The organism is Porphyromonas sp. COT-290 OH3588 (assembly GCF_000769075.1).
Lineage (GTDB): Bacteria > Bacteroidota > Bacteroidia > Bacteroidales > Porphyromonadaceae > Porphyromonas.
The window spans coordinates 161,324-183,859 of sequence record NZ_JRFC01000020.1 but is presented as its reverse complement, the minus strand read 5'-3'; the positions used below and the strand labels follow the sequence as shown (position 1 = coordinate 183,859).

17 protein-coding genes and 1 tRNA gene are annotated in these 22,536 nt (G+C 50.4%); 3 read left to right on the top strand and 15 right to left on the bottom strand.

All coding sequences use genetic code 11. The features are described 5' to 3' along the window. Positions 1-553: 553 nt before the first annotated feature. Entirely contained in the window at positions 554-1,489 is a 936-nt protein-coding gene (locus tag HQ48_RS05875) for a site-specific tyrosine recombinase (RefSeq protein ID WP_044232301.1), read from the bottom strand. 73 nt (positions 1,490-1,562) lie between these two features. On the opposite strand from HQ48_RS05875, the gene HQ48_RS05870 reads away from it, so the two are divergent. The 3 genes from HQ48_RS05870 (at position 1,563) to HQ48_RS05860 (ending at position 3,687) form a co-directional block, all read left to right on the top strand. Further along, the gene (locus HQ48_RS05870; RefSeq protein ID WP_044232298.1) at positions 1,563-2,009 is read left to right on the top strand and encodes a type II 3-dehydroquinate dehydratase; all 447 of its coding nucleotides are present in this window, start codon (positions 1,563-1,565) and stop codon (positions 2,007-2,009) included. A gap of 23 nt (positions 2,010-2,032) precedes the next feature. Beyond that, entirely contained in the window at positions 2,033-3,466 is a 1,434-nt protein-coding gene (gene pyk / locus HQ48_RS05865; RefSeq protein ID WP_044232296.1) for a pyruvate kinase, read from the top strand. Between the two features lie 147 nt (positions 3,467-3,613). Further along, positions 3,614-3,687: transfer RNA gene (locus HQ48_RS05860), tRNA-Arg, on the top strand. Between the two features lie 256 nt (positions 3,688-3,943). Here the strand turns inward: HQ48_RS05860 and HQ48_RS05855 are convergent. The 14 genes from HQ48_RS05855 to HQ48_RS05790 all read right to left on the bottom strand — a co-directional run bounded on the left by HQ48_RS05855 (position 3,944) and on the right by HQ48_RS05790 (position 22,527). After that, the gene (locus HQ48_RS05855) at positions 3,944-6,226 is read right to left on the bottom strand and encodes a GH92 family glycosyl hydrolase (RefSeq protein WP_044232294.1); all 2,283 of its coding nucleotides are present in this window, start codon (positions 6,224-6,226) and stop codon (positions 3,944-3,946) included. 82 nt (positions 6,227-6,308) lie between these two features. Beyond that, a complete protein-coding gene (ftsZ, locus tag HQ48_RS05850) occupies positions 6,309-7,685 on the bottom strand; it encodes a cell division protein FtsZ (RefSeq protein WP_152568331.1) in 1,377 nt (458 codons plus the stop codon). Between the two features lie 36 nt (positions 7,686-7,721). Further along, a complete protein-coding gene (locus tag HQ48_RS05845) occupies positions 7,722-9,146 on the bottom strand; it encodes a cell division protein FtsA (RefSeq protein ID WP_044232292.1) in 1,425 nt (474 codons plus the stop codon). Between the two features lie 55 nt (positions 9,147-9,201). Beyond that, positions 9,202-9,981: a cell division protein FtsQ/DivIB gene (locus HQ48_RS05840; protein ID WP_044232289.1), complete on the bottom strand. Its 780-nt coding sequence runs from the start codon at positions 9,979-9,981 to the stop codon at positions 9,202-9,204. After that, positions 9,978-11,360, bottom strand: a complete 1,383-nt coding sequence (murC, locus tag HQ48_RS05835) for a UDP-N-acetylmuramate--L-alanine ligase (RefSeq protein WP_044232287.1) — start codon at positions 11,358-11,360, stop codon at positions 9,978-9,980. The genes HQ48_RS05840 and murC overlap by 4 nt, the downstream gene beginning before the upstream one ends. A 367-nt stretch (positions 11,361-11,727) precedes the next feature. Continuing rightward, positions 11,728-12,981: a DUF5103 domain-containing protein gene (locus HQ48_RS05830; protein ID WP_052408991.1), complete on the bottom strand. Its 1,254-nt coding sequence runs from the start codon at positions 12,979-12,981 to the stop codon at positions 11,728-11,730. A 22-nt stretch (positions 12,982-13,003) separates the two neighbouring features. Next, a complete protein-coding gene (locus HQ48_RS05825) occupies positions 13,004-13,609 on the bottom strand; it encodes a riboflavin synthase (RefSeq protein ID WP_044187168.1) in 606 nt (201 codons plus the stop codon). Between the two features lie 182 nt (positions 13,610-13,791). Beyond that, complete coding sequence (locus HQ48_RS05820) at positions 13,792-14,718, bottom strand: hypothetical protein (RefSeq protein WP_044232284.1); 927 nt, start codon at positions 14,716-14,718, stop codon at positions 13,792-13,794. A gap of 737 nt (positions 14,719-15,455) precedes the next feature. Beyond that, on the bottom strand, positions 15,456-16,736 hold the full coding sequence (gene bioA, locus HQ48_RS05815) for an adenosylmethionine--8-amino-7-oxononanoate transaminase (RefSeq protein WP_044232281.1): 1,281 nt from the start codon (positions 16,734-16,736) through the stop codon (positions 15,456-15,458). A 12-nt stretch (positions 16,737-16,748) separates the two neighbouring features. After that, positions 16,749-17,741, bottom strand: coding sequence for a biotin synthase BioB (gene bioB, locus HQ48_RS05810; protein WP_044187177.1), 993 nt, complete (start codon positions 17,739-17,741; stop codon positions 16,749-16,751). A 229-nt stretch (positions 17,742-17,970) separates the two neighbouring features. Continuing rightward, a complete protein-coding gene (locus tag HQ48_RS05805) occupies positions 17,971-18,357 on the bottom strand; it encodes a hypothetical protein (RefSeq protein ID WP_152568328.1) in 387 nt (128 codons plus the stop codon). Between the two features lie 27 nt (positions 18,358-18,384). Continuing rightward, entirely contained in the window at positions 18,385-19,917 is a 1,533-nt protein-coding gene (locus tag HQ48_RS05800) for a peptide MFS transporter (RefSeq protein ID WP_044232276.1), read from the bottom strand. Between the two features lie 39 nt (positions 19,918-19,956). After that, positions 19,957-21,030: a DUF4831 family protein gene (locus HQ48_RS05795; RefSeq protein ID WP_044232275.1), complete on the bottom strand. Its 1,074-nt coding sequence runs from the start codon at positions 21,028-21,030 to the stop codon at positions 19,957-19,959. A gap of 321 nt (positions 21,031-21,351) precedes the next feature. Next, entirely contained in the window at positions 21,352-22,527 is a 1,176-nt protein-coding gene (locus HQ48_RS05790) for a DNA/RNA non-specific endonuclease (protein WP_044232273.1), read from the bottom strand. Positions 22,528-22,536 lie beyond the last annotated feature (9 nt).

Sequence of the window (22,536 nt, the reverse complement as noted above, 5' to 3'; positions counted from 1 at the left end):
CATGTCGATACAGTTAATTACATATTAAAGATAGTAATAATCAGAGATATATACAACGTTTCTAACCGAAAAGAGGCAAAATGCCGTGCAACGGTCTCAATTGATTTATAACGAGTCTTTTGTCTTTGTTTTTGGAGGCGATTTTAGGCTCTGTCCCCACTGTTTCTGGTGTTTCTTCCCATCAATCTTGTAGAGTTGATGGACATATCCTAGCGAGTAAGTCCATCGGTTTAGGTGCTCCTTCCCATTAATTATTTTGAGAAGACTCGTTATTCTTTAATAATTGAGGTTGTATTAGTCTGATTTTTTCACCAATGTATTAATGCTTCTTAACACATGGATAGACAAACGAAGGTCTTAAGTAGAGTGGGTGGGGTATAGTGATGTCCCATATTATGCCCAAGCTAATCGGAGCGGTAGCTCAAAGAGCAGTAAATCTATTGGTTGCCCGAGGCCAGAGAGCTCATAAGGCTCTATATGTGTTTTCAGCTTATCCCTATCGGAGTGTGTATCTAGCTAGGTCAGTCAAGAGCGGATATATAGAGGCTAGAGCCTACTTTTGGGGCGACTCCGAGGTATTGGAGGTACTACTGCGCTTTCTATTCCTAGGGTGGAAGCTCTCTATTTGCTGGCGTAGCTTGGTTCTATCTATATGGGTGTAGATCTCGGTTGTACCGATGTCTTCGTGCCCTAGCATGAGCTGGATAGCTTGTAGGTTGGCTCCACCCTCAAGTAGAGCTGTGGCGAAACTGTGGCGAAAGGTGTGTGGGCTAATGTTTTTGGTAATCCCAGCAATTCCTGCAGCCTCCTTGATGAAGACGAAGACCATATTGCGAGAAATAGCTTGACCACGCTTGCTCAAGAAGACATAGTCCTCGTGTCCTCGTTTGGGGGTAGGGCGGTTGGCGGAGAGGTAATCTTTAAGCACCTCTATCGCCGAGGGGCTCATTGGTACTAGACGATGTTTCCGCCCTTTGCCATATACCCTTAGGTAGGCTTCCTCCAAAAACAAATCGCTGTACTTGAGATGGCACAACTCACTGACCCGTAGCCCGCAGCTAAAAAGGATCTCCAAGATGGCTCTGTTTCTTAGTCCCTCTATGCCGCCCTTACTTGCTGCTGCCTCTATGATACTATCTACCTCGTCGGTGGATAGGACACAGGGTAAGTATTGCCCGAGTTTAGGGCTCTCGAGTAGCTCACTTGGGTCTGCCGAGATATAGTCCTCAAGGACTAGGAAGCGAAAAAAACTCCTTACCCCAGCGATGATCCGAGCAATAGATCTAGTTTGTATGCCTAGGTCGTACAGACTGGCGACGAAGTGCTGCAGGTCTTGGTACGATACTTTGGTCAGATCCAAGCCTTGCGCTTCGCTCCAAGAGATTAGTTTGCCTACATCTTCTAGGTAAGCCGAGCAGCTGTTGGGCGTTAGCCCCTGCTCTAGCCTCAAGTAGTAGAGATATTTCTCCGTAATATTCTCAGGAATCAATGAGATAAATTAAAAATAATTAGTTACCTTTGCAAAGTTAATGAAACTAGCGAATAACCAATCAATGAGGAGGATGCGTATCGTCGTTGTGAATGGCCCCAATCTGGCTCGTATCGGTTCTCGGGAGCCAGAGATCTATGGGTGTGCCTCTTTCGATCGTTTCCTTGATGACCTCAGACAAGGTTACTCAGATGTGGAGCTAATCTATCTACAAAGCAACCATGAGGGGGCTCTCATAGACTATCTCTACCAAGCGCAAGACGAGGGCTGTGTGGGTATCATACTCAATGCAGGTGCCTATACGCATACATCTATTGCCCTGCTCGATGCCATCAGAGCGATACAGATCCCCGTGGTGGAGGTTCATCTGAGCAATATCCATGCTCGTGAGAGTTATAGACACGAATCACGTATTGCCTCTGGGTGCCTCGGTGTGATCACTGGTTTTGGTTTGGATAGCTATAGATTGGCTCTGGAGGCTTTGCTAGCAAAATTGCAATGTGTAAATTCTAAAGAATAATCCAATTAATTACTCAAGAAAAGATGAAGAAGACTAAAATTGTCGCTACCATCTCCGACTTGCGTTGCAGCGTGGAGTTCCTTCGCCCCCTTGTCGAGGCTGGTGTGAATGTGGTTCGTATGAATACGGCTCACATGACCAAGGAAGGTATCACAGAGGTGATCAACAATACACGTGCCGTAAGCAAGGATGTAGCTGTACTACTCGACACTAAGGGGCCAGAGGTACGTACGACCACTCTAGAAGGAGATCCAGAAGAGAAGCGCCTATTCTCTGCAGGTGACAAGGTCGTATTCATGGCTAACCCAGAGGTTAAGACTAACAACGAAATCATCAACGTAAACTACGTAAACTTTGTGCGCGACGTACCCGTAGGTGCTCGCATCCTCCTCGATGATGGTACACTCGTATTCCTCGTAGAGGCCAAGGAAGATGATAAGCTATTCACGACTTGCCAGAATACTGGTAAGCTCGGTAGTCGCAAGAGCGTCAATGTACCCGGAGTACGTATTGATCTACCTTCGCTCACAGAGAAGGACCGTGGCAATATCCTGCACTCTATCCCACAGAACATCGAGTTCATTGCTCACTCATTCGTACGCAACAAGCAGGATATCCTCGATATTCAGGAGATCCTTGATGCACACAACAGCGACATCAAGATCATCGCTAAGATTGAGAACCAAGAAGGGGTAGACAACATCGACGAGATCATCGAAGTAGCTGGCGGTATCATGATTGCTCGTGGTGACCTCGCTATCGAGGTGCCAGCCGAGAAGGTGCCTAGTATCCAGCGCATGATCATCAAGAAGTGTATCGCTGCCAAGAAGCCTGTGATCGTGGCTACGCAGATGCTCCACACGATGATGGAGAACCCTCTGCCTACCCGTGCCGAGGTGAGCGACATCGCCAACGCTGTTTACTACCGCACAGATGCTGTGATGCTCTCTGGCGAAACTGCCAATGGTAAGTATCCACTAGAGGCTGTACAGACAATGGCTCGTATCATTGAGGAGGCCGAGGCCACTCTGCACTCTACCTACGACGATGAAGTGCCTCACTCCAAGGAGGTGAGCACGACTACGGCTTATCTAGCCAAGCAGGCGGTCAAGAGCGTAGAGAAGATCGAGACACAGACGATCATCACAGACAGCTATACTGGCCGCACGGCTCGCTATCTGTCTTCGTTCCGTGCTACTGTGCCTGTGTGTGCTATTTGCTACAACGAAACTCTGTCTCGCCAGTTGGCTCTAAGCTATGGTGTTAATGCTCACTACGAAGGAGAGAACGCTAGCGACAAGGCTCGCCTTGTGGCAGGTATCAGGCACTTCATTAATACGGGCGTGATCACCAAGGACTATCAGGCAGCTTACATGAGCGGTACGATCGGTGTCACTGGTGCGGCTCACTGCTTGGAGATTGAAACTGTAGAAACTCTAATCGAGCGCAACAAGTAATCCCAGCAGCCCTCGTGGCTCTTATCCCGCTCAATAGGTCGAGTATTCGACCTATTGAGCGGGATTTTTTCGTGCAAAGTCCAGAAGTAACCTTGGCAATACTGAGATTATTGATTATCTTTGCAGCGCTTTCGTAAATGAAGAGCTGGTTGGGTAGCTCAGCTGGATAGAGCAATAGCCTTCTAAGCTATCGGTCCTGGGTTCGAATCCCAGCCCAATCACTAGAGCAGTGTCGAGATGTAAGTTCTGGCACTGCTTTTTTTATTGGTATGATGTAGTAGACGAGAGGTGTTTCCTTCATCATACGGAGTGAATGGTGTGTCATATAAGAGGCAAACGGCTCAGGTGGTTTGTGACATTTGCTCGTGACGAACCTAAAAGGGGCTGTGGCAAAATTTATTTTTGCCACAGCCCCTTTTAGGTTCGTCTGCCTATGAGTGCAGGAGCTTACGTTGTGTGCCTAGAGTAAGTTTTGCATTACTTGAGGTCTATCTTGTCGGCAGAGGGTGGAGGCGTCTTACTACCCCACTCAGGGTTGGGCCTATTGCCCATGACGAACTCGAGTGTCCCGCCATCGGCAATGTCGCTGTGTTTGAACCAAGCCTTGTTTAGAGGCTTGCCGTTGAGCCTAGCACTCTGAATATACTTGTTCTCGGCAGAAACATCTTGGGCTGTGATGACGAAGCGGCGGTCGCCAGAGAGGTGAATAGTTACTTTGGAGAAGAAGGGTGCCCCAATGTTGTAGACTGGCATACCGGGAGTAACTGGATAGAAGCCCATCATAGAGAAGACAACGAAAGCACTTAGGCCTCCTCCGTCTTCATCTCCGGGCACTCCCATCAGATCGTTGCGGAACCAAGAGCCGATGAGTTTGCGTACGGCACGCTGGGTGCGCCATGGTGCACCTGCGTAGTTGTAGAGATAGGGGATATGCATACTTGGTTCATTGCCCATAGAGAACTGTCCCACGTTGCCCGTTTGGTCGGGGATCTGGCTGTAGAATTGCCATTTGCTCATACTCAGAGGTGTGCGGAATGTTTCATCAAGATTGTTGATGAAGTTGGTATTACCACCCATTAGGTGGATCAGATCGGCTGGGTTATGCTTCAGATCCCAACGATAGGTGTAGGCATTGTTCTCATCGTAGTAGTCCCTAACGCCTAAGCCACCAGATAGCTCGTAGTCGAACGGCATGATGAACTTGCCCTTGTCGTCCTTGGGGTGGAAGAAACTTGTCTTGAAGTTGAATAGCTTGCGGTAGTCGTATGACTTGCGTAGATACTCCTTGGCCTCCTCGTCGTGTCCGAGTTGCTTGGCGATCTCGCCGAGAGCCCAGTAGTCGTAGTGGGCAGCAAGTGAAACGGCCACACTCTGCCTCTTCTCCCAGTTGGTCACACGTGGGTCACTTTCCTTCTCTCCGATGCGTAGACCGGGGAAGTAGCCATGCTCGTCCATATACTTGGAGAGTGGTCCCTTGGGGATACGAGTCCATGGTAGGAAGCTCTTCTCTGCCATGGTCCGCTTGGCGGCTTCGTAGGCCTTGCCCAGATCGAAGCCCGTCATTCCCTTGGCGTGTGCATCGGCAAACGAAGCAATCCCATGGTTACCATTCATACGATGCGTATCACCCGTTACTTCTGGGAAAGTGGGGAGCCAACCCTCCTTAGTTTGGTCTGCTACACGCAGGTAGGAGGTGAGCATATGCTGTTGGCGTATGGGATCTATTAGGATACGCAATGGGTGCACCGCTAGGTAAGTATCCCAAATCCAGTCATCGGTGTAGAATGGCGTCCCTTCATCTTCGTGGATCTGTCCGTCGGTTGCGCTGTAGTAGTGGCCATCTTCCGAGATATTGATCATGCGCTCGTAGGTGCGGTAGAGAGAGGTGTAGAAAACCGAGCGTTCACTCTCGGTCCCTCCCTCGACTTCTATCTTACCTAGAGCCTTACTCCATTCGTGCCGAGCGGCCTTAGTGACCATATCTATCTCGAAACTCTGGATCTCTCTCAAGACGTTGCGCTTGGCTTGCTCGACGCTAATGAATGAAATGCCATAGCGCATGTAGAGGGACTGTTGCTTACCGTCGAACTCCACTACAACGCTTTCGCCTCGGGCTGTGCTATCGGCGAGGACGAATCGCCCGCTCTGAGCATCACGCACACCCGTGCTCTTGGGCTTACAGTCGAACTCCATATAGACATAGACACGAGTTGAGTCGCCGATTATCTGGTAGCCCGAGATCGAATTATCCTCCGCTGTCAGCTCACCCGAGCGACTGCTCATCATCACCCACTGGCCCTGTTCGGGGGCATCGTAGGTCAGTTGATAGAGCGCACTTTGGTGCGAGGGAGCGAACTCGACTTGTACCTTGGGCTCTAGTAGATAGACACTATAGCTATAAGGCTTGATGCGCTCGGAGTCGTACATATATGTAGCAACTCTTGGGAGAGAGTCCGAGAGAGAGGAGAGCGGGCTGAGGTTGAAAGCACTTTGCTCTCGGTGGTTAGTAACGACAATCGGTAGCCCTTTGATGACCTCACCTGTGTAGTCCGCTCGCTCTGGGTAGACCCGTAGCATCGAGTTGGGTAGATGTACAGTTGGGTAGGTTGGTACGAGCAGATGACTGATATTGCCCATGTAGGGGTTCACTAGCTCGACTGGAGCAGGCTCATCGCTGCGCACAATACTCGAGGACGAGCAGGCGGAGAGGACGAGCCCCAGAGCTAGGGGAGCCATTTTGTAGAGAGTTTTTAATTTCATCGGCTTAAGTTTATGATCATACGTATAATGAAATAGCCACAGATCTAGGGTGTATGCTCCTAATCTGTGGCTACAGCTTTGGCTAGTTGAATCCTCGAATCACGTCGGAGTCTCTGGCTATCGGCTTCTCAGGCTCTTCTTGGGGTTGGCTCGAGGAGATGTGTGAGTCGAGTCGTGGTGGAGCGTTGGTTGCGCCACGCTTCTTGCCCTTGCTCGTGCGTTGGCTCTCTAGAGGACGTGCGTCACGCTTGAGCGAGGGTGTTTCTTCAAGGATCGTAAGCATATCGTCGTCGTCTAGCTCATCTGGATCGAGTAGGAATGGCTTCACGTGGTAGCGCTTCTGGCCTATTGGGTCTTTGTCGCCGTAGTATTCGGTAATCAGCTTACCCTCCTCTTCTTCTTGGGCGATGATATCTCGTGTGGCGATTGGGTCTACCATATCCAACCCTCCTAGGCTGCGTGCTGTGGTTTCGTAGTTGAATCCCGAGGCAAGGATTGTCACCGCTATTTCGTCTTGTGGCAGATCGGCGTCTTTGACGTACCCCCATATATTCTCGAAGTCGCTCGCCAGAGTACTCGTAAACTCTCCCATAGCACTCATCTCGCCTGCGGTAAGCGGATTGCCTTTGGGCGAGTAAACGTTGATAAGGATTCGCTTGGCGTTGAGTACATTGTTGTTGTTTAGTAGCGGTGAGTAGAGTGCGTCTTGGATCGCTTGCGATAGCCTATTCTCTCCCTTACCATAGCCCGTGTTGATGATGGCTACACCCCCTGCCTTGAGTGTCGTCTGCACGTCTGCGAAGTCAAGGTTGATCTTACCGCTTTGGTTGATCATATCCGAGATACCTCGTGCTGCATTACTTAGCGTTTCGTCTGCTTTGTCGAAAGCATCGTCGATTGAGAGGTCACCGAAGACGTCAATCAGACGTTCGTTGTTCACTACAATCAGTGCATCGACACTCTTTTGCATCTCACGCACCCCTCTTAGAGCTTGCAAAATCTTGCGTCGCCCCTCAAAAACGAAGGGGATTGTCACGATGCCGATAGTCAGGAGCCCAGCTTCCATCGCTATTCGCCCGATTACTGGAGCGGCTCCCGTACCAGTGCCTCCGCCCATACCAGCGGTAATGAAGACCATTTGTGTATCGTCGCTGGTGAGTGCTCGGCGGATTTCAGCCTCACTGTCGTGAGCTGCTTCGGCCGCACGCTCGGGCTTGTTGCCCGCGCCCAGTCCTTTGGTGATGTTTGGACCAATCGTGATTTTCTCTACTACGGCGCTATCCTCCAGTGCTTGGCTATCGGTGTTGCAGAGCATGAAGGATACTCCGGGGACCGAACCTGAAACAAACATCTTAGTTACGGCATTGCCACCGCCACCACCTACGCCTACTACTTTGATGAGTTTGCGTACGCTACTGGTACTGTAGTTGAACTGCGTACCGCCTCTTACTTCTTCCATCATATTCTCTAAGTCAGTTTATGTAGGTTCGTAGATTTATTCGTCTTCGTCTGTTCCGTTGAGCTGATTGAGCGTACTGCGGAGTTTATCGCCCCAACGACTGAAAAAACCCTTGACACTCGCTCGCTCTTGTGTGACAGCTGGCTCAAAGTCATCGTCCTGTACACCTTCGTCTGTTGCTGCGAAGGTATAGGTGCTCTCTACAGAGTTGGTGCCCTCGTCTTTCTCTTGCACTGATGCTATCGGCTGGGTGGGTTTGTCTTCACTCTCATCAAAGAGATTCTCAAGGCTATTGTATTCCTGATCGACGCAATCCTCCTTGGCTTGGTAGATCAATCCCAACTCGGTCTGGTAGAGTTTGAGGTCGGCTTCTGCTACCGCCTCGCTGATGAGTTCACGGCGTGCCCTGCCTTGACGTATGGGGAGCTTATCGTCGATATCGAAGAAGTGGTCGATATTCGTCGCTCCACCACTGATGACTAGCCCAGACTTGATTTGTTCTTCGTAACCAGAGAGCTGAATGATATGCATCACGTTGCTCATGATCTCTGTCATGCGAGCGGAGATATAGCGATTAAGCTCGTATCTATTGAGATGTTTGTCGGGCGAGCCACTTGTACTGATTGCCTTGATGACCTCGTCCTTGGCGATTGATAGATTCATAGAGCCGTATTCCACCTTTAGCCGCTCGGCATCTGCCTCTATTAGGTGTAGGTGCGTGAGGTCTTTGGTCACGTTGATGCCTCCTAGGGGGAGAATGTGTAGGGCAGAGAGTAGACGATTCTCATAGATCGAAATACTCGTACAGCCACCTCCGATGTTGATGTAGGCACACCCGAGCATTGTTTCCTCTGGCCTTAGGGTGATTACGGCCTCGGCTTGTGGGGCGATTAGGATTTCGTGGATTTTGAGTCCGAGCTTATTCTCCAAGGTTTCGTGGATATTGGCTACGATACTTCTTCGAGCGATGATAATCTGGAAGTTAGCCTCCAAGCGGCTGCAACGTACTCCTTGAGGACTGCCCTCTTGTTTGCCGTCTACATAGTAGCGAGGGTCCGAGATACGTAGGATTTCCATGCCGGGATATTGTGCATCTCTGGCTTGGTCTGCGAGTGTTTGTAGGTGATCGAGGGTAATGATCTCTCCCTCCTCGCTTAGACTGAGTGAGGTATGATAAACTCTCGATTGCATTGAGCGGCACTCAAGTCCTACATAGATGCTTTTGATGATTTCTCGTTCGGGAAGCTTTTGTCCTAGATCGTCTAGGATCTGTCCGATGATCCGAGCAGCCTCGTCTACGTTGTGGATTGCTCCGTGCAGAATGCTTCTGTTGCTGGGCTTACGGCTGATAGCAATGGGGGAGATGCGGCCCCCTGAGAGTTTATGTGCCACTATCCCAGTGATATATGAGCTGCCGAGATTGATGGCAACGTATGTCTTTTCTTTCTTCTTCGTATTCATTGTCAGATCTGTACTTTCTGTTAATGAGTTATTGTATTTGCGTATTGCTGCCCCATTAGTCGTAGATCTCCTCCGTTTTTTTGGTGGGTATCGTTGCTCCATACTCCTTGGCGATGACTTGATCACCGAAGCCAAGTTTGAGATACTCAAAGGTATTCCAGCCTTTGCGTGGGACTACTTCTCTATCGAAGACACGGAGTTTGTTGAGCATCTTCTCCCAATTGGTTCCTTTCCCGAGGATAATCCTCGCTCTACCCACACGAGGTGTCAGCACGATGCCGTCCTTTTCGTCTACATAGGTATGTCCGAAGTAATGTCTGAAGTAGTCGTCCTTGCCGACGAGCTCCATCAGGTCGTACAGTTCTCTAGTGGCGTAGGACTTGGAGATGTGCCCTGTGATGACGGGTACGTAGACAGAGTAGCGTGGATTCATCGGGATAATACCTCGGTTGCGTGCGACATAGTAGGTACTATCGGCACTCTGTACGAGGAAGAGGGGTTCCTTCTGTTCTAGTCGTATCTTGAGCTTGCTTGTACTGCGAGAGGCGTACACCTCTGCATTGTGAAACATAGGGTTCTCTCTGAGCTTCATCTCCACTTGGTTGATGTCGATCGAGTCAAAAAGACTGCCCTCGAGGTTGAGCTTCATCTGTGCCAGTTCGCCACGAATGTCGCCCTCGTCCATGAATAGCTGTCTGCCCGGCTCCGTCACGATCTCAATGTCGATGTGCTGGCAACGTGCCTTAGATTTTTCCTCACTCGTGATGCCCAGACTTGCCACGATGATGTAGCCAAGCAGTAGGAGCGCAAGGACGCTCAGGACAATCTTCTTCATATCTTAGACTTTAGTAGGTTGGCTACATCTGGCACAAGGCGGTCGATGTCGCCTGCACCGACCATCAGGATCACATCGGGCAGCTCTTCGAGGTTGCTTAGGTGTGGGAGCAGATCTGCTTTGCTCATAACACTTACGTGCGAGTTTTGCATCAGCTCGGCAATCATGCTAGAGGTTACGCCCGGGATTGGGAGCTCACGAGCGGGGTAAATGTCCAGTAGAATAATTTCGTCCAGTTTATCTAGGCTCTCGGCGAACTCACGATGAAAATCTTGTGTGCGGCTGTAGAGATGTGGTTGGAATATCCCCATGATTTTGCTCTCGGGGTACAAGCCTCGCACGGAGGCGATAGAGGCCTCAAGCTCTGCGGGGTGGTGGGCATAGTCGTCGATCAAGACATATTGCTCGCTATCGACGACTCGGTCGAAGCGTCGATGCACGCCTCTGAAGCTCTTGATCCCTTGGCTTAGTTCTTCGAGCGTAGCACCAGAGAGTAAGGCTACCGCCATTGCTGCCACGGCATTCTCCACGTTGATCAATAGAGGAACACCAAGCTCGACAACCAGCGATCCAGCAGGTGTGCCGCCTATCTCGGGATAGTGCCAGCGGAAGAATAGATGTCCGTGCTCCACACGTATCTCGGAGGCATAGAAGTCTGCGACTTCATTCATCGCATACTGATAGAGGCGAACGCCCTCCTGCAGGCGAGGCGTGAGCGGAATGCCTCGACGCATGACTAGGCAACCCTCGGAGGCTATGAGCGAAGTGAAGTGCTCGAAGCTCTCACGATAGGCCTCGGGTGTGCCATAGATGTCGAGATGATCGGGGTCGGCAGAGGTAATGATCGCCATATACGGACTTAGGCGGTGAAACGAACGGTCAAACTCGTCCGCCTCTACTACGACTAGATCACTGTGCTCGCTTAGGAGCAGATTGGTCTTATAGTTGTTGGAGATACCACCAAGGAAGGCATTGCAACCCACACTACTGCTGTAGAGTAGATGAGCCAGTAGGCTCGAGGTCGTCGTCTTGCCGTGTGTGCCAGCCACACAGAGTCCACGCTCTAGGCGTGTGATTTCGCCGAGGATCTCCGAGCGCTTGAGTACCCGATTGCCTTGAGCTCTGTAGTAGCAAAGCTCTTGATGCGTCGCTGGTACGGCGGGAGTGTAGACTACGAGCGTATCTAGTGCTCTATAGTGCAGGGGAATGAGGTCAATGTCATCACTATAATGAATGTCTATGCCCTCGCTCTCTAGGGTGCGAGTTAGCGGGCTAGGCGTGAGGTCGTAGCCTGCTACTCCATAGCCCTTGCTATGGAAATATCTAGCGATTGCACTCATGCCAATACCACCTATACCGATGAAGTACACATATTTCATAATAAAATCTCTTTTTACAGTCGATATTTTTGTTTGGGTGTCGTATCTAGTGCGATGATGACAAAGGACGTATCCTAGTGCATCTGCATCGCAACTAGCTCTACCCAAACCATTCGTGGCATTGCCTCACGGGTAGTGATTGTGTCACAAATCGCTTACATAGACTGTCTTGGGGTTCGATGAAAACTGAGTTGAGAGTTACTCTCTAGCACAAAGAACAAAGATAGTGCAATTTGGCTCTCAATCTTCACGAAATTAAAATTTTGTGATATAAGTTCCCCTTATCTCTTTCTTCTCTTTCATAGCGTCCCGGACACGGGGAGTAGGGCTCGTGTTGGTGGGTCTGCAAATTCGTACAGCTCACCTTCTACAGCTCGGCCACAGCGATGAGCCTATCGGCTCTGTCCCTAGGACTTCTTAGGTAGACCAGTACGGTGTAGTCATTGCTCGTCTGGTAGTGGTTCCCCTCGGTTTCGGTTGAGGAGAGGGTTTGAGCACCCTCTGGCAGGTATAGGTATTGATACTCCTGATAGCCCATCTTGAGGAGTACCTCTGCATGGTAGCTACCACTCGCGGCCTCGTATCTCAGGGTACGTTCCTCTAGTGGCAGATGGGCGAAGCACTGTCCCTCTAGTACGATGCGTCCGCTTGCTAGAGGCGGAGCGTAATAGGAGAAGTGCACCAGATGATAGTCGGCTTCGACCTCGGGGACGTCTGTCTGGAGGGATCGAACGATGCTACGCCCATTGCGATCCTCCTCGTAGAGGTATGAATCCCTTGCACGCATGCGCTGCGGATATAGACCTAGGGCATGTAATCCATCTTCGACCCAGATGCGATCAATGCCCATACCAGCCCCTCGATCGGTAAGATGCTCGAGCTTGTGATACTCATTGCCTGCGGCGAAGAGAGCTCCTCTATTCATGTCGTAGCGCAGAGTGCCAAGGGTTTGTGACGAGGGTACAGAGAGCTTCTGAGCGTTGTCCCATCGCCCATTTTGTAGGACGACGATTTTGATCTCCTCTTCCGCCCGATTGATTTGTAGCCCTCGGGTACTTACCTCTACATTGACTTGCTGATGTTTGGCACGGGCATCGACCCACGTCTGTGTGGTCTGCTCTGCCTTGACCTCGGTAAGCTGCTCCGTAACGGCGAAAGGGATTGTAGCGACCGGAGTGTCGGGTTCGGAGCTGTCGTAGATCTCCACAATGTAGTTGCCCGAGTGCTTGAATTGAACTTGCTCATTGGGCAGCTCTAGGCTATAGTGTACGTATGGCTGTAGAGTGGATCGACTTGAGGTTGGGTACGGAAGCTCGTTGCCGTCGAACCCAATTAGATATTCGATGGGGCTGAGAGAGGAGATGCTCCAGTCTGCATTGCAGTGTCTGATGCGATAGGCTAGGATAGGCTCTTCCGACCCGAGTAGGTCGAAGTCTATACGTATCCCCTCTCCTTGGCTGTGCATATAGCTAAATCGAGGTGCTAGACCCTTGGGGCTATTGCGCCCTTGAGTCTGTACCTCGATGTAACCTATGCGTTTGCCCTCCTCTTGGGCATGCGTTATCTCCTGAGAACTGGCGAGCACAGCACACCCTAAGAGGATTGATTTGAGTCGAAGCATAGCCAGTCTTTTGAGGGAGGATTTACTTTAGGTAAGCCTGCATCTTGCAGAGATACTTGCCGATGATGTCGAACTCTAGATTGACCACAGTGCCAGCCTCAATGCGGCAGAAGTTGGTGTGGTCGTGCGTGTAGGGTATAATCGCAACTTCAAAGCCATTGAGCGTTGAATTCACTACCGTTAGGCTAACTCCATTGACGCACACAGAGCCTTTCTCTACAGTCACATATCCCTTGGCTGCCATCTCGGCAGAGGTTTCGTGCTCAAACTTGTAGTACCAGCTCCCATTAGCTTCACGTACCTCTAGGCATACGGCTGTTTGGTCCACATGGCCCTGTACGATGTGCCCATCTAGGCGACCTCCAAGAGTCATACTGCGCTCAAGATTGACTAGGTCGCCGATTTTGAGCAGCCCTAGGTTGCTACGCTCTAGGGTTTCTTTGATAGCAGTGACGGTATAGCTCTTGTCCGTCTTGCGTACGACAGTTAGGCACACGCCGTTGTGTGCGATACTTTGGTCAATACTCAGCTCATCAACAAACGAGCAGGTCATCGTGATGTGTAGGTTGTCGCCCTCTCGTTCTAGTCCCACTACTTGGGCGTACTCTTCTACGATTCCAGAAAACATAAAAAGCCGTTATATTTTGGTTGTGAAATAATCCAATTACATATTACTGACAGCGAAGATACACAACAATCGCCATATCTCCACGTGCCTCTACATACCAACGAGGGTGTATCGCCGTGTAAGCTGTATGGTAAACACTTCGTACACGGTGATACACCCTCGAGATCGTTTGTGATGCTAAGCTATACTCGATGCTCTACCTCTCGGCTGATTACTGTGCCATCTTTGAGAATGAAGATGACCGTAAACTTGGGGTAGTCTTGGGTCAGTGGATAGATTTCGAAGGCACTGCTGAAGATCCAATCCAACACATCCATACCAACATCTGAGATACGCACATCACGAGAGTACCATTTGTTGTACTGTCCCGTGCGGATTACCTCCTTGTAATCTTCGTAGCGAATGCTGAATAGAGGGGAGATATCTACACCGTTATGTGCAATGCGCATATGTCTTAGGTCGTAGGGCATTGGGGTGTGGTCGTGAAAGGCTTCATTTCCCTTGACTACACCATGTAGTCTTGTTAGGGAGTCGAAGCGATGTGCAGCGACTTTGTCGTTGTAGTGAGAGTGTTCATCGCAGAATCTAGGACTTGCCCCATAGGATAGCGTCAGAGGAATGGCTGGCTTATCCTTCCACCACTCAGGGTCACCATCTGTTCTGCAGTCTGCTATGTGAGTCCTCCAGCCTAGTAGGATTCCCTCTGGCTTGCCATAACCCCAAATAATGTATTCACTGATGATCCTGTATTCACCAGTCACTAAGGGTTTTCCTGTTTCCTCGAAGTGTTTCTTCCAGAGCCCCTTCTTGTATGTATAGATTGAGTCTAGCCCGATATTTTTGCTAGGGTCTTTAGGCGTGGGCAGTGGAGGTAGAGCCGCAGAGTCAATGTCAAGAGGTTTTAACCCTAGGTTCTTGAGGGCGATCAGATCTGCCGTTAGGGGCTTCTCTGGCCCAGTTTGCTTGCCCTTGGGGTTTTGCTTAGACTCTGGTAGCTCAAAGGCCTTACGATTGTCCTCTGGGAGTGGGGGAGATGTCATCTCCCTGTCGCAAGCGACTAAGCAGCAGCTTGCGAGGGCTATACCCAGAGCTAGTTTCATCGTCTTCATAGGCGTTCAGTATTGAATGGTTTCAAATAGGTTACATCGGCTTTTTATTGCAAATTGAATCTGCTTAGCCTCTCCTCACAAAGGTAATAGTTTTTGCAGATAATTGGTCAATTAAGCTCCTAAAATATGCGTTGTGCTGGTTCTTCATGTAAGATGTTTGCTGCTCTTTGAGGTTTTGGCTTACATTCACCAAGATTTATATTCTAGATCAGTTTTCAGAATGTTGGTGGGGAAATAGAGGGGCTACCCAAAAGGAGAGTGTCAAGCCCTTATTTGCCCTCTAGAAGGCTCTAGGTTGCGTTTGGACTCATTGGGACCTCTAGTGTTGGCTAAGGAGAAATGTCCTCCTAAAACGGATTTTCTTAATTTGCTAATATAGAGCGGAATATGTTTGTAACTGCTGAGGTTTCGTGCGCTCGTGTGGTCGTTTTTAGATTTTCTTCCCATCAATCCTCTCGGATTGTAGGACATAGCCCAAGCGATTAGCCCACCAATACTCCAAAATAAGCCCTTCAATTTTGTGAAATCCCTTCGTCTTTCCCCCTAAATCAACCTCTCTCCTCTTCAAATTTGAGGGTTGTTTCTTTACATATCTTAACGGAAAAGTAGAAAGACTTCTACTCCAAATAATAGAGTGTGTACGGAGGTATGTCTTCAGATCTGGCAAAAGGGGCTGTGGACAAAGTTTAATTTTTTGCCACAGCCCCTTCCGCCTCTTGCGGTATTAGTTCGTGCCTCTATTGGGTTTGCAGTACAGAGATGAGCCCCGAGGTAAGCTGACGAAGCTCGTCGGGCTTGATGATGAAGGGAGGCATCAGATAGGCCAATCGCCCGAATGGGCGTACCCAGATACCTTGCTCCACCAACTTAGCTTGTAGCGAAGCCATATCGACAGGCGCCTTCATCTCAACCACTCCGATAGCTCCCAGTACCCGAACGTCGGCAACCGATGCCAGAGCTCGGGCTGGTGCGAGCTCTGCCCTAAGCTGCTCCTCTATTTGAGCGACCCGCTCCTGCCAAGGGCTCTCCATCAGCAAGCGGATACTCTCGGTGGCCACGGCGCAGGCGAGTGGATTGCCCATAAAGGTTGGCCCATGCATAAAGCAGCGAGCCTCGCCCGAGCAAATGGTATCTGCGATAGCCTTCGTGGTGATACTCGCCGAGAGGGTCATATATCCGCCAGTGAGTGCCTTGCCGATGCACATGATATCTGGGACGACGCCAGCATACTCCCCAGCAAATAGCCTGCCCGTACGCCCAAATCCTGTGGCAATCTCATCAAAAATTAGCAGTACTCCAGCCTCCCGGCACAGCGCTTGAGCCCTACGTAGGTACTCGGGGTGGTAGAAGTACATACCCCCAGCCCCCTGTACAATAGGCTCTAGCACTAGGGCGGCAAGCTCCGCTCCATACTGCTCAATGAGCAGCTCCAACGGCTCAAGATCGCTCTCCTGCCACTCCTCACCAAACCTAGAGATAGGTCTAGGCAAGAAGTGCTGCCGAGGGAGAGAACCCGAGAATAGGCTGTGCATTCCCGTTATGGGGTCACAGACACTCATTGCATGCCAAGTGTCGCCATGGTAGCCTCCTGCTAGAGTGGCAAAGCGAAAGCGCTGCCGCTCTCCTCTAGCAGCTTGGTACTGAATGGCCATCTTGAGTGCCACCTCTACAGCTACAGAGCCAGAGTCTGCTAGGAAGATGCAGTCTAGACCCTTGGGCAAGATCTTGAGAAGTTCGTCTGCCAATTCTCCAGCTGAGTCGTGGGTTAGTCCACCGAACATAATATGGCTCATACGTTCGCTCTGTTGGCGCAGAGCTTCGTTGAGCCGTGGGTGATTGTATCCGTGTACAGCTGCCCACCAGCTACTCATGCCGTCGATGAGTCTGCGTCCGTCTTTGAGCGTGATATGTACACCATCGGCACGCTCCACGGGGTAGACGGGTAGAGGATCGATTGTGGAGGTATAGGGATGCCACAGATGTCGTCGGTCTATGGCCAGTAGCTTCTCTGTATTCATAGCTCTAGGGTTTTAGTAGTCGTAGCTGACCTCCCAGTCTACAGTCCTATTCTCTAGCCCACACTCCTCGATCATCGCCATATCGTCTTTGGCTTGCTGCCCGATTGTGGTCAGCAGATCGCCAGTGATAGCAGAGTTGATACCAATATAGATGGCTCGTCGCTGCATCTCGGGGCTAAGCTGTGCACGGCCGCCCGAGAAGCGGAGGAAAGCACGAGGATTGACAAGGCGGAAAATCGCAATGGCCGTGAGGATCTCCTCCTCACTCAGAGGGGTAGCCTCGGCAAGTGGGGTCCCCGTGATAGGCTGGAGGATATTGACTGGGATACTCATCGCATCAATGCTCTTGAGGTAGAAGGCTAACTCCACACGCTGCTCTGCACTCTCGCCCATACCGATGATGCCACCACTACAGATGCGCATGCCGACACGCCTAGCTGCTGCGAGCGTTTCCTCCTTGTCTTTTTGGCTGTGCGTGGTACATAGCTCGGCGAAGTAGCTCGGGGCAGTCTCCATATTGCAGTGGTAGGTCGTCACGCCACTATCGAAGAGTTTCTTGAGCTGATGCTCATAGAGCAAGCCAAGTGAGGCGCAGCACTTGAGTGTTGGGTTGGCCTTTTTGATGGCTCGATAGCTAATCGAGATCATGTCGATCTCCTTGTCGGTCTGTCTGCGACCACTGGCCACGAGGGAGAAGCGTCCGATGCCTTGCTTGTGGTTGTAGGTAGCTTGTGCCACACAGACACTGGGGCTGACGAGGCTATATCTCTCGGCCGAGGTCGCATAGTGTCCGCTCTGGGCGCACCACTTGCAGTCCTCTGGGCAGTTGCCGCTCTTGGCGTTGATGATCGAGCAGGTATCGAAGGCATTACCCATGAAGTGTCTGGTGACCTCGTGGGCTGCTTCGTAGAGCTCCTCTTTATTGGGGGTAGTGAGCAGAGCCAGTGCTTCGTCTTGGCTAATAGCTCCGCCAGAGAGAATACGTTCCTTAATTTCTGAAATCATATTTAAGTGATAAATGAATAAAAAGATGGTGTGTCACAGAATACGCAATCCTTGCATATACTTAATACTTAAACACCCAAAAAGGCGATGTGCCGTAATGTACAAACTGCTCTGTTAGTTGCGACATTTGCTCCGCACGGACTTCGTCGTCGGCTTCGGTCACATACTTTAAGTATGCTCTCGTCAGACTCAGTCTTAGCGCCTTGCATTTTGTACATTCTGGGATACCTTAAAAGGGGCTGTACCAAAACGAGTTTTGATACAGCCCCTTTACTATTGTTATATACGCATCATCTATCATAGAGATAGACGATGCGCTATGTTGGTTGTTGCTCAGGCCAAGGGCTGGCGTGTACAAGGCTTGCCAGTTATATACGGTAGTATAGAAGAGCGGCTCCTCGTCCTCACCCTCGTGCTTTGCTTGATAGGACACCTCACCTCTTGCCTCACTCTCTACGGCTAGGGTACGGCTCTTGCGAGCAAGGCTATCTAGTACACTACTAGATAGACGCCCAATCATGACAGCAGTGCCAAGAGAATGAAAGACAGCCGCCCGGCTTCGGCTCCATCTGCGGAACCAAAGTCGGGCGACCGATAGACGAAGAGGCTGATGCATCTCTGTCGTTTGATTTTTGTCTAGGTGTTACTTAGCTACACGTTCGAGCCACTTCACCATGCCAAGCATCACGAACATAGAGAAGGCGCATGCACCTGCGAAGCATACCCAAACCATCCAGATAGGTAGGCTATTGTATAGAATCATACCCACGAATAGTAGGGAATTGCCAGCGGCAGTAGCACAGAGCCATAGACCCTGCATGATACCCTGTAAGTGAGGAGGTGCTACCTTGGACACGAATGAGATACCCATAGGAGAGATGAACAGCTCGGCGATCGTTAGGATTAGGTAGGTCAGTACCATGAGCCAAGGAGATAGCTTCATCGCAGCATCTAGACCACCCGTGGCAGCTAGCTCGGAGGCAGCTGGCATCGTCATAGAGGCTACTGCCATAACTACGAAGGCTAGGGTAGCGATGAACATACCGATCACGATCTTCTTGGGTGTAGAGGGCTCGAGGTTACGCTTGTTGAGGAAACTGAATAGCCAAATCACAAATGGAGTGAGGAACACCACGAAGAATGGATTAACCGACTGGAATACCTCTACGCCCTCAATCACTGTGAAGCCAAGGTCTAGACGTAGACTAGAGAGGTTGATGTAGTCCTTGGCGAACTGTGTGAGCGAAACACCATTCTGGTGGAAAGACATCCAGAAGAAGATTACCACGCCAAACACGGCACATAGGGCTAGGATACGCTGACGGATTTCGCTAGCGGCCATCGTTACCTCCTGACGTGTTGCAGTCGTAGCGGCCTGCTGTACAGACGCCTTCTTTTGGTCTGCTGGGAATTGCTTTTGGTTGAAGATGTAGATCACCAGAGAGATGAGCATAGCACCTACGGCAGCCCAGAACGCATAGTGATATCCCGTGTTGAAGATATCGAGATACTGCTGAGCGAAGGCTGAAGCATCGGTCATCGTGCCATTGGAGGCCTGCATGGCAAGCTGCTCGAAGCGCGTCATCTGCTCCGCAGTGGCAGTGTTGTCTAGCACCTTGTGGCAGAGCTCTGGTAGGGTAGCGTCATAAGCCACACCATTGGCTTTGAGCCACCAGCCACGGATACCCACAGCGAATAGGGGGGCGAAAATAGCTCCTACGTTGATGAACATATAGAAAAGGCTGAACCCAGAGTCACGCATGTGGCGATACTCATCAGTATCGTACATGCGGCCTACGAGTGCTTGTAGGTTACCCTTGAATAGACCATTGCCAAATGAGATCAGAGCGAGAGCTCCGTATGTGATCCATAGCCATGTTTCGTTGGTGCCACCGGGTACGCCGAGCAGTAGATAGCCCGAAGTCATGATCAGCAAACCAACGAAGATCGTGCCCTTATAGTTCTTCAGAGAGTCTGCGATGATCCCCCCTACTAGAGCCAAGATATACACAGAGGCATAGAAGATAGAGTACACAACGCCTGCCCTCTCTCCGCTAAGCCCGAACTTAGACTGTAGGAAGAGCAGCAGAACGCCCATCATAATGTAGAATCCGAAGCGCTCGCCCATATTGGCTAGTGCTGCCCCGATCAAACCTTTAGGGTGATTTTTGAACATAGGTGATAGTTGTTAGAAAGTTATTATTGGGTTTATTTATTACTCATTGACGATGCGCTCTAGGGCACCAGTATTGGGGTCAAAATAGACGGCTGTAATGCCAGCGTCCTTGACGTTGAACATTTTCTTGCTCAGCACTTGCACTCCACCAACCTGAGTGATAGGGACGGATTGTCTAGCTAGGGTTCTGCCAGAGTAATCAACCGTCGCTATGCCAGCACCCGGCACGTTGTAGGTAATGCCCTCTAGCTTCTCATGTTTTTTACGGTCTTTGTTGTTTAGCTCTGGTGCTCGCTCTGTGATCTGTAAACTAAAAAGCACGGGGTAGCCCTCTCGTGCCATAGCATCGAGTACCCCCTCTGCCTCCGAGAAGCGACACAAGATACGGCCGTTCATATCCTCGGACTCTGGGGTTATCTCCCAGCGATGCTGCGTGTAGCGCTCTGTTGTATCCCCTGCGAATAGGCGTAGGGTACGCTTCTCCTCCGTGCGTAGCTTGTCAAGGATCAAGCGCATGGATTCTCCGTCCTTGGGCATACTCTCTACCTCTCCGGTGACGATGCTCATAGCGGCCTCACGCACCTCGTACAGATATGCAGCAGCTAGCTCTGCTTGTTTGGCCTCCGAGGTCGCTAGGCTATACTCTCGTGGCAGAGCTGGTAGTGCCCTATCGGGGAATGTAGGCGTGGGGAGCTGTGTCTTAGCCTCTAGTTTAGGCTCTTCTCGTCCGTTGATGTTGTAGATGAGATTGTTTTGCCCCAGAGAAACGAAGGGGGCGATAGTACGTTTGTCAAAAGCTATGAGGTACTGCTTCTCAGTGTCGGCTACACCATAGGTGCGTATCTGCACATCAGTGATCGCGTATTGCCTCTCTGCTCGATTGGGCATAGGCACCCCGAGATACTTCTCCGCCCAAATGGCATATACGCCCGGTGTATATATACGCTCGCGTACAGTGGCGATCACCTCTAGCTGTGTGCGTGGTAGGCGGTAGACAACTCCATAGTCGGTGTCCGCCGTCGCATTGTAGCGCCTAACCTCGGTTTGGGCTTGAAGTGACGCACTCCAACCAACCAACATTGCGGTACACATCGATATGTATCGTATAGACATACTTCTATTGACAAAGTGATTTACTTAGGGACAAAGCTAAAAAAAATAAATGTATTTGTGGGCATTTATGCGGCCATATAGAAGGCAAATAGACCGACTTGAATAGGCTTGAACATACACTCCTCAAGCATTTTTGTTTTACGACGTCAAGTATAAGCCTTGGAGCCCGTGGCTAGTCGAGAGGCAGAAGAAGTTTGATGTAGGGTGATACCCAAGCCTCGGAGCATGTAGGCCTTGCCCGAGGACAAGATCAAATAATAAAAGGAGGATCGCCGTCTGGCGTCCTCCTTTTATCCATTCTTGCAATATACGTGAGCTTGTCTAGAGTCTAGGCCAGAGTATGGTAGAGGGTACCTGCATCTCTACTTGCTCCTCAATAGTGTTGGGCAGGTTGTGGAAGAAGTCTAGTCCAGTCTTTTCTTCCAGTTCACGGATCTTGATAGCCTTACCTAAGTGACGAGTATTATCTGGGTGGGCTTTGTGCTCTACCCAGAAGGCGATACCTTGGTAGTCACTCCCCCTTTGGGCTACGACTGCCATCCAGTAGTATTGGGGGATTACCATTGTGCCCTTTAGGCGAGGTCCCTCTATGAGATTGTCCGATATAGTTCCTCCTTTAGCTACGTATAGGACATCACGGAAATTGTTATCTCGTCCCCAGCTTCTAATGAGGTCCTCGAGTTTGGCCCAATACTTTTGGTTTAGAGGACCTCTCTGTGGGCTCATATTGGTGTAGTAGAAAGTCTGTACATTCGCCTCTCTGCTGTGTACTCTATCTTCCGAAGCCACGAGATGTCCACGATCGAAGCCGCTCCCTCTGAAGAAGTCACTTGTATCGAACTGGCTGGGTACTTTAGGATCCCAGTCCCATTCGTCCGATCGCTTGGTTACTTTCTTGGAGTTGTTCTTGTCGAAGGTGAATGCAACCCAGCGGGAGTGTCGTCGCTCGGTATCGTACTCAAGAGAGTAATTGACCGAACCATCTTTGAGGTAGTGCGTGATGAAGTAGTTGTGCGCTCCTCCAGCTAGACGAGGTAGCTCAATGAGATTGAGATCGCCTAGTATATGTTCGTCCTTGGGGGCAGGTTCGGGATCGGGCTGTGGGCTTGGCTTGTGCTGCCCCTGCTGAATAATTTGGAAGCTATCTGTGCTATTGCCGATGCGAGCTTTGAGGACGACGCTACGCTCTTCGCCTAGGTTTTCTTTGATCTTCACGATAATAGCCTGATTCCCTTTGCCCTCCATTGCATCAAGTGTGATCCAGCTAGAGGAGATACTCGGCTCTTTCTCGATGCGCCAAGCTCCATTGCTCTCTATCTGCAAGAAGAATGTCGTACTCGACTGGTTGAGTAGCTTGACTTTGGCGTGAGAGTCGGAAGTGCTTAGAGAAACCTTGAGCGTAATTTCGGGCTCTCCACGATTATTGCCGATACAGCCCGTGAGGACTAAAGCAAGTAGCAGGGCTATACACCCTGCTACTGAATTGAATTGCTTCATTGTCTATGC

Bases quoted from the DNA above. Each gene is read 5' to 3' on its own strand.
- HQ48_RS05870 (WP_044232298.1), top strand. From the start codon at position 1,563: ATGCGTATCGTCGTTGTGAATGGCCCCAATCTGGCTCGTATCGGTTCT.
- pyk (WP_044232296.1), top strand. From the start codon at position 2,033: ATGAAGAAGACTAAAATTGTCGCTACCATCTCCGACTTGCGTTGCAGC.
- HQ48_RS05855 (WP_044232294.1), bottom strand. From the start codon at position 6,226: ATGAAATTAAAAACTCTCTACAAAATGGCTCCCCTAGCTCTGGGGCTC.
- ftsZ (WP_152568331.1), bottom strand. From the start codon at position 7,685: ATGGAAGAAGTAAGAGGCGGTACGCAGTTCAACTACAGTACCAGTAGC.
- HQ48_RS05845 (WP_044232292.1), bottom strand. From the start codon at position 9,146: ATGAATACGAAGAAGAAAGAAAAGACATACGTTGCCATCAATCTCGGC.
- HQ48_RS05840 (WP_044232289.1), bottom strand. From the start codon at position 9,981: ATGAAGAAGATTGTCCTGAGCGTCCTTGCGCTCCTACTGCTTGGCTAC.
- murC (WP_044232287.1), bottom strand. From the start codon at position 11,360: ATGAAATATGTGTACTTCATCGGTATAGGTGGTATTGGCATGAGTGCA.
- HQ48_RS05830 (WP_052408991.1), bottom strand. From the start codon at position 12,981: ATGCTTCGACTCAAATCAATCCTCTTAGGGTGTGCTGTGCTCGCCAGT.
- HQ48_RS05825 (WP_044187168.1), bottom strand. From the start codon at position 13,609: ATGTTTTCTGGAATCGTAGAAGAGTACGCCCAAGTAGTGGGACTAGAA.
- HQ48_RS05820 (WP_044232284.1), bottom strand. From the start codon at position 14,718: ATGAAGACGATGAAACTAGCTCTGGGTATAGCCCTCGCAAGCTGCTGC.
- bioA (WP_044232281.1), bottom strand. From the start codon at position 16,736: ATGAATACAGAGAAGCTACTGGCCATAGACCGACGACATCTGTGGCAT.
- bioB (WP_044187177.1), bottom strand. From the start codon at position 17,741: ATGATTTCAGAAATTAAGGAACGTATTCTCTCTGGCGGAGCTATTAGC.
- HQ48_RS05805 (WP_152568328.1), bottom strand. From the start codon at position 18,357: ATGCATCAGCCTCTTCGTCTATCGGTCGCCCGACTTTGGTTCCGCAGA.
- HQ48_RS05800 (WP_044232276.1), bottom strand. From the start codon at position 19,917: ATGTTCAAAAATCACCCTAAAGGTTTGATCGGGGCAGCACTAGCCAAT.
- HQ48_RS05795 (WP_044232275.1), bottom strand. From the start codon at position 21,030: ATGTCTATACGATACATATCGATGTGTACCGCAATGTTGGTTGGTTGG.
- HQ48_RS05790 (WP_044232273.1), bottom strand. From the start codon at position 22,527: ATGAAGCAATTCAATTCAGTAGCAGGGTGTATAGCCCTGCTACTTGCT.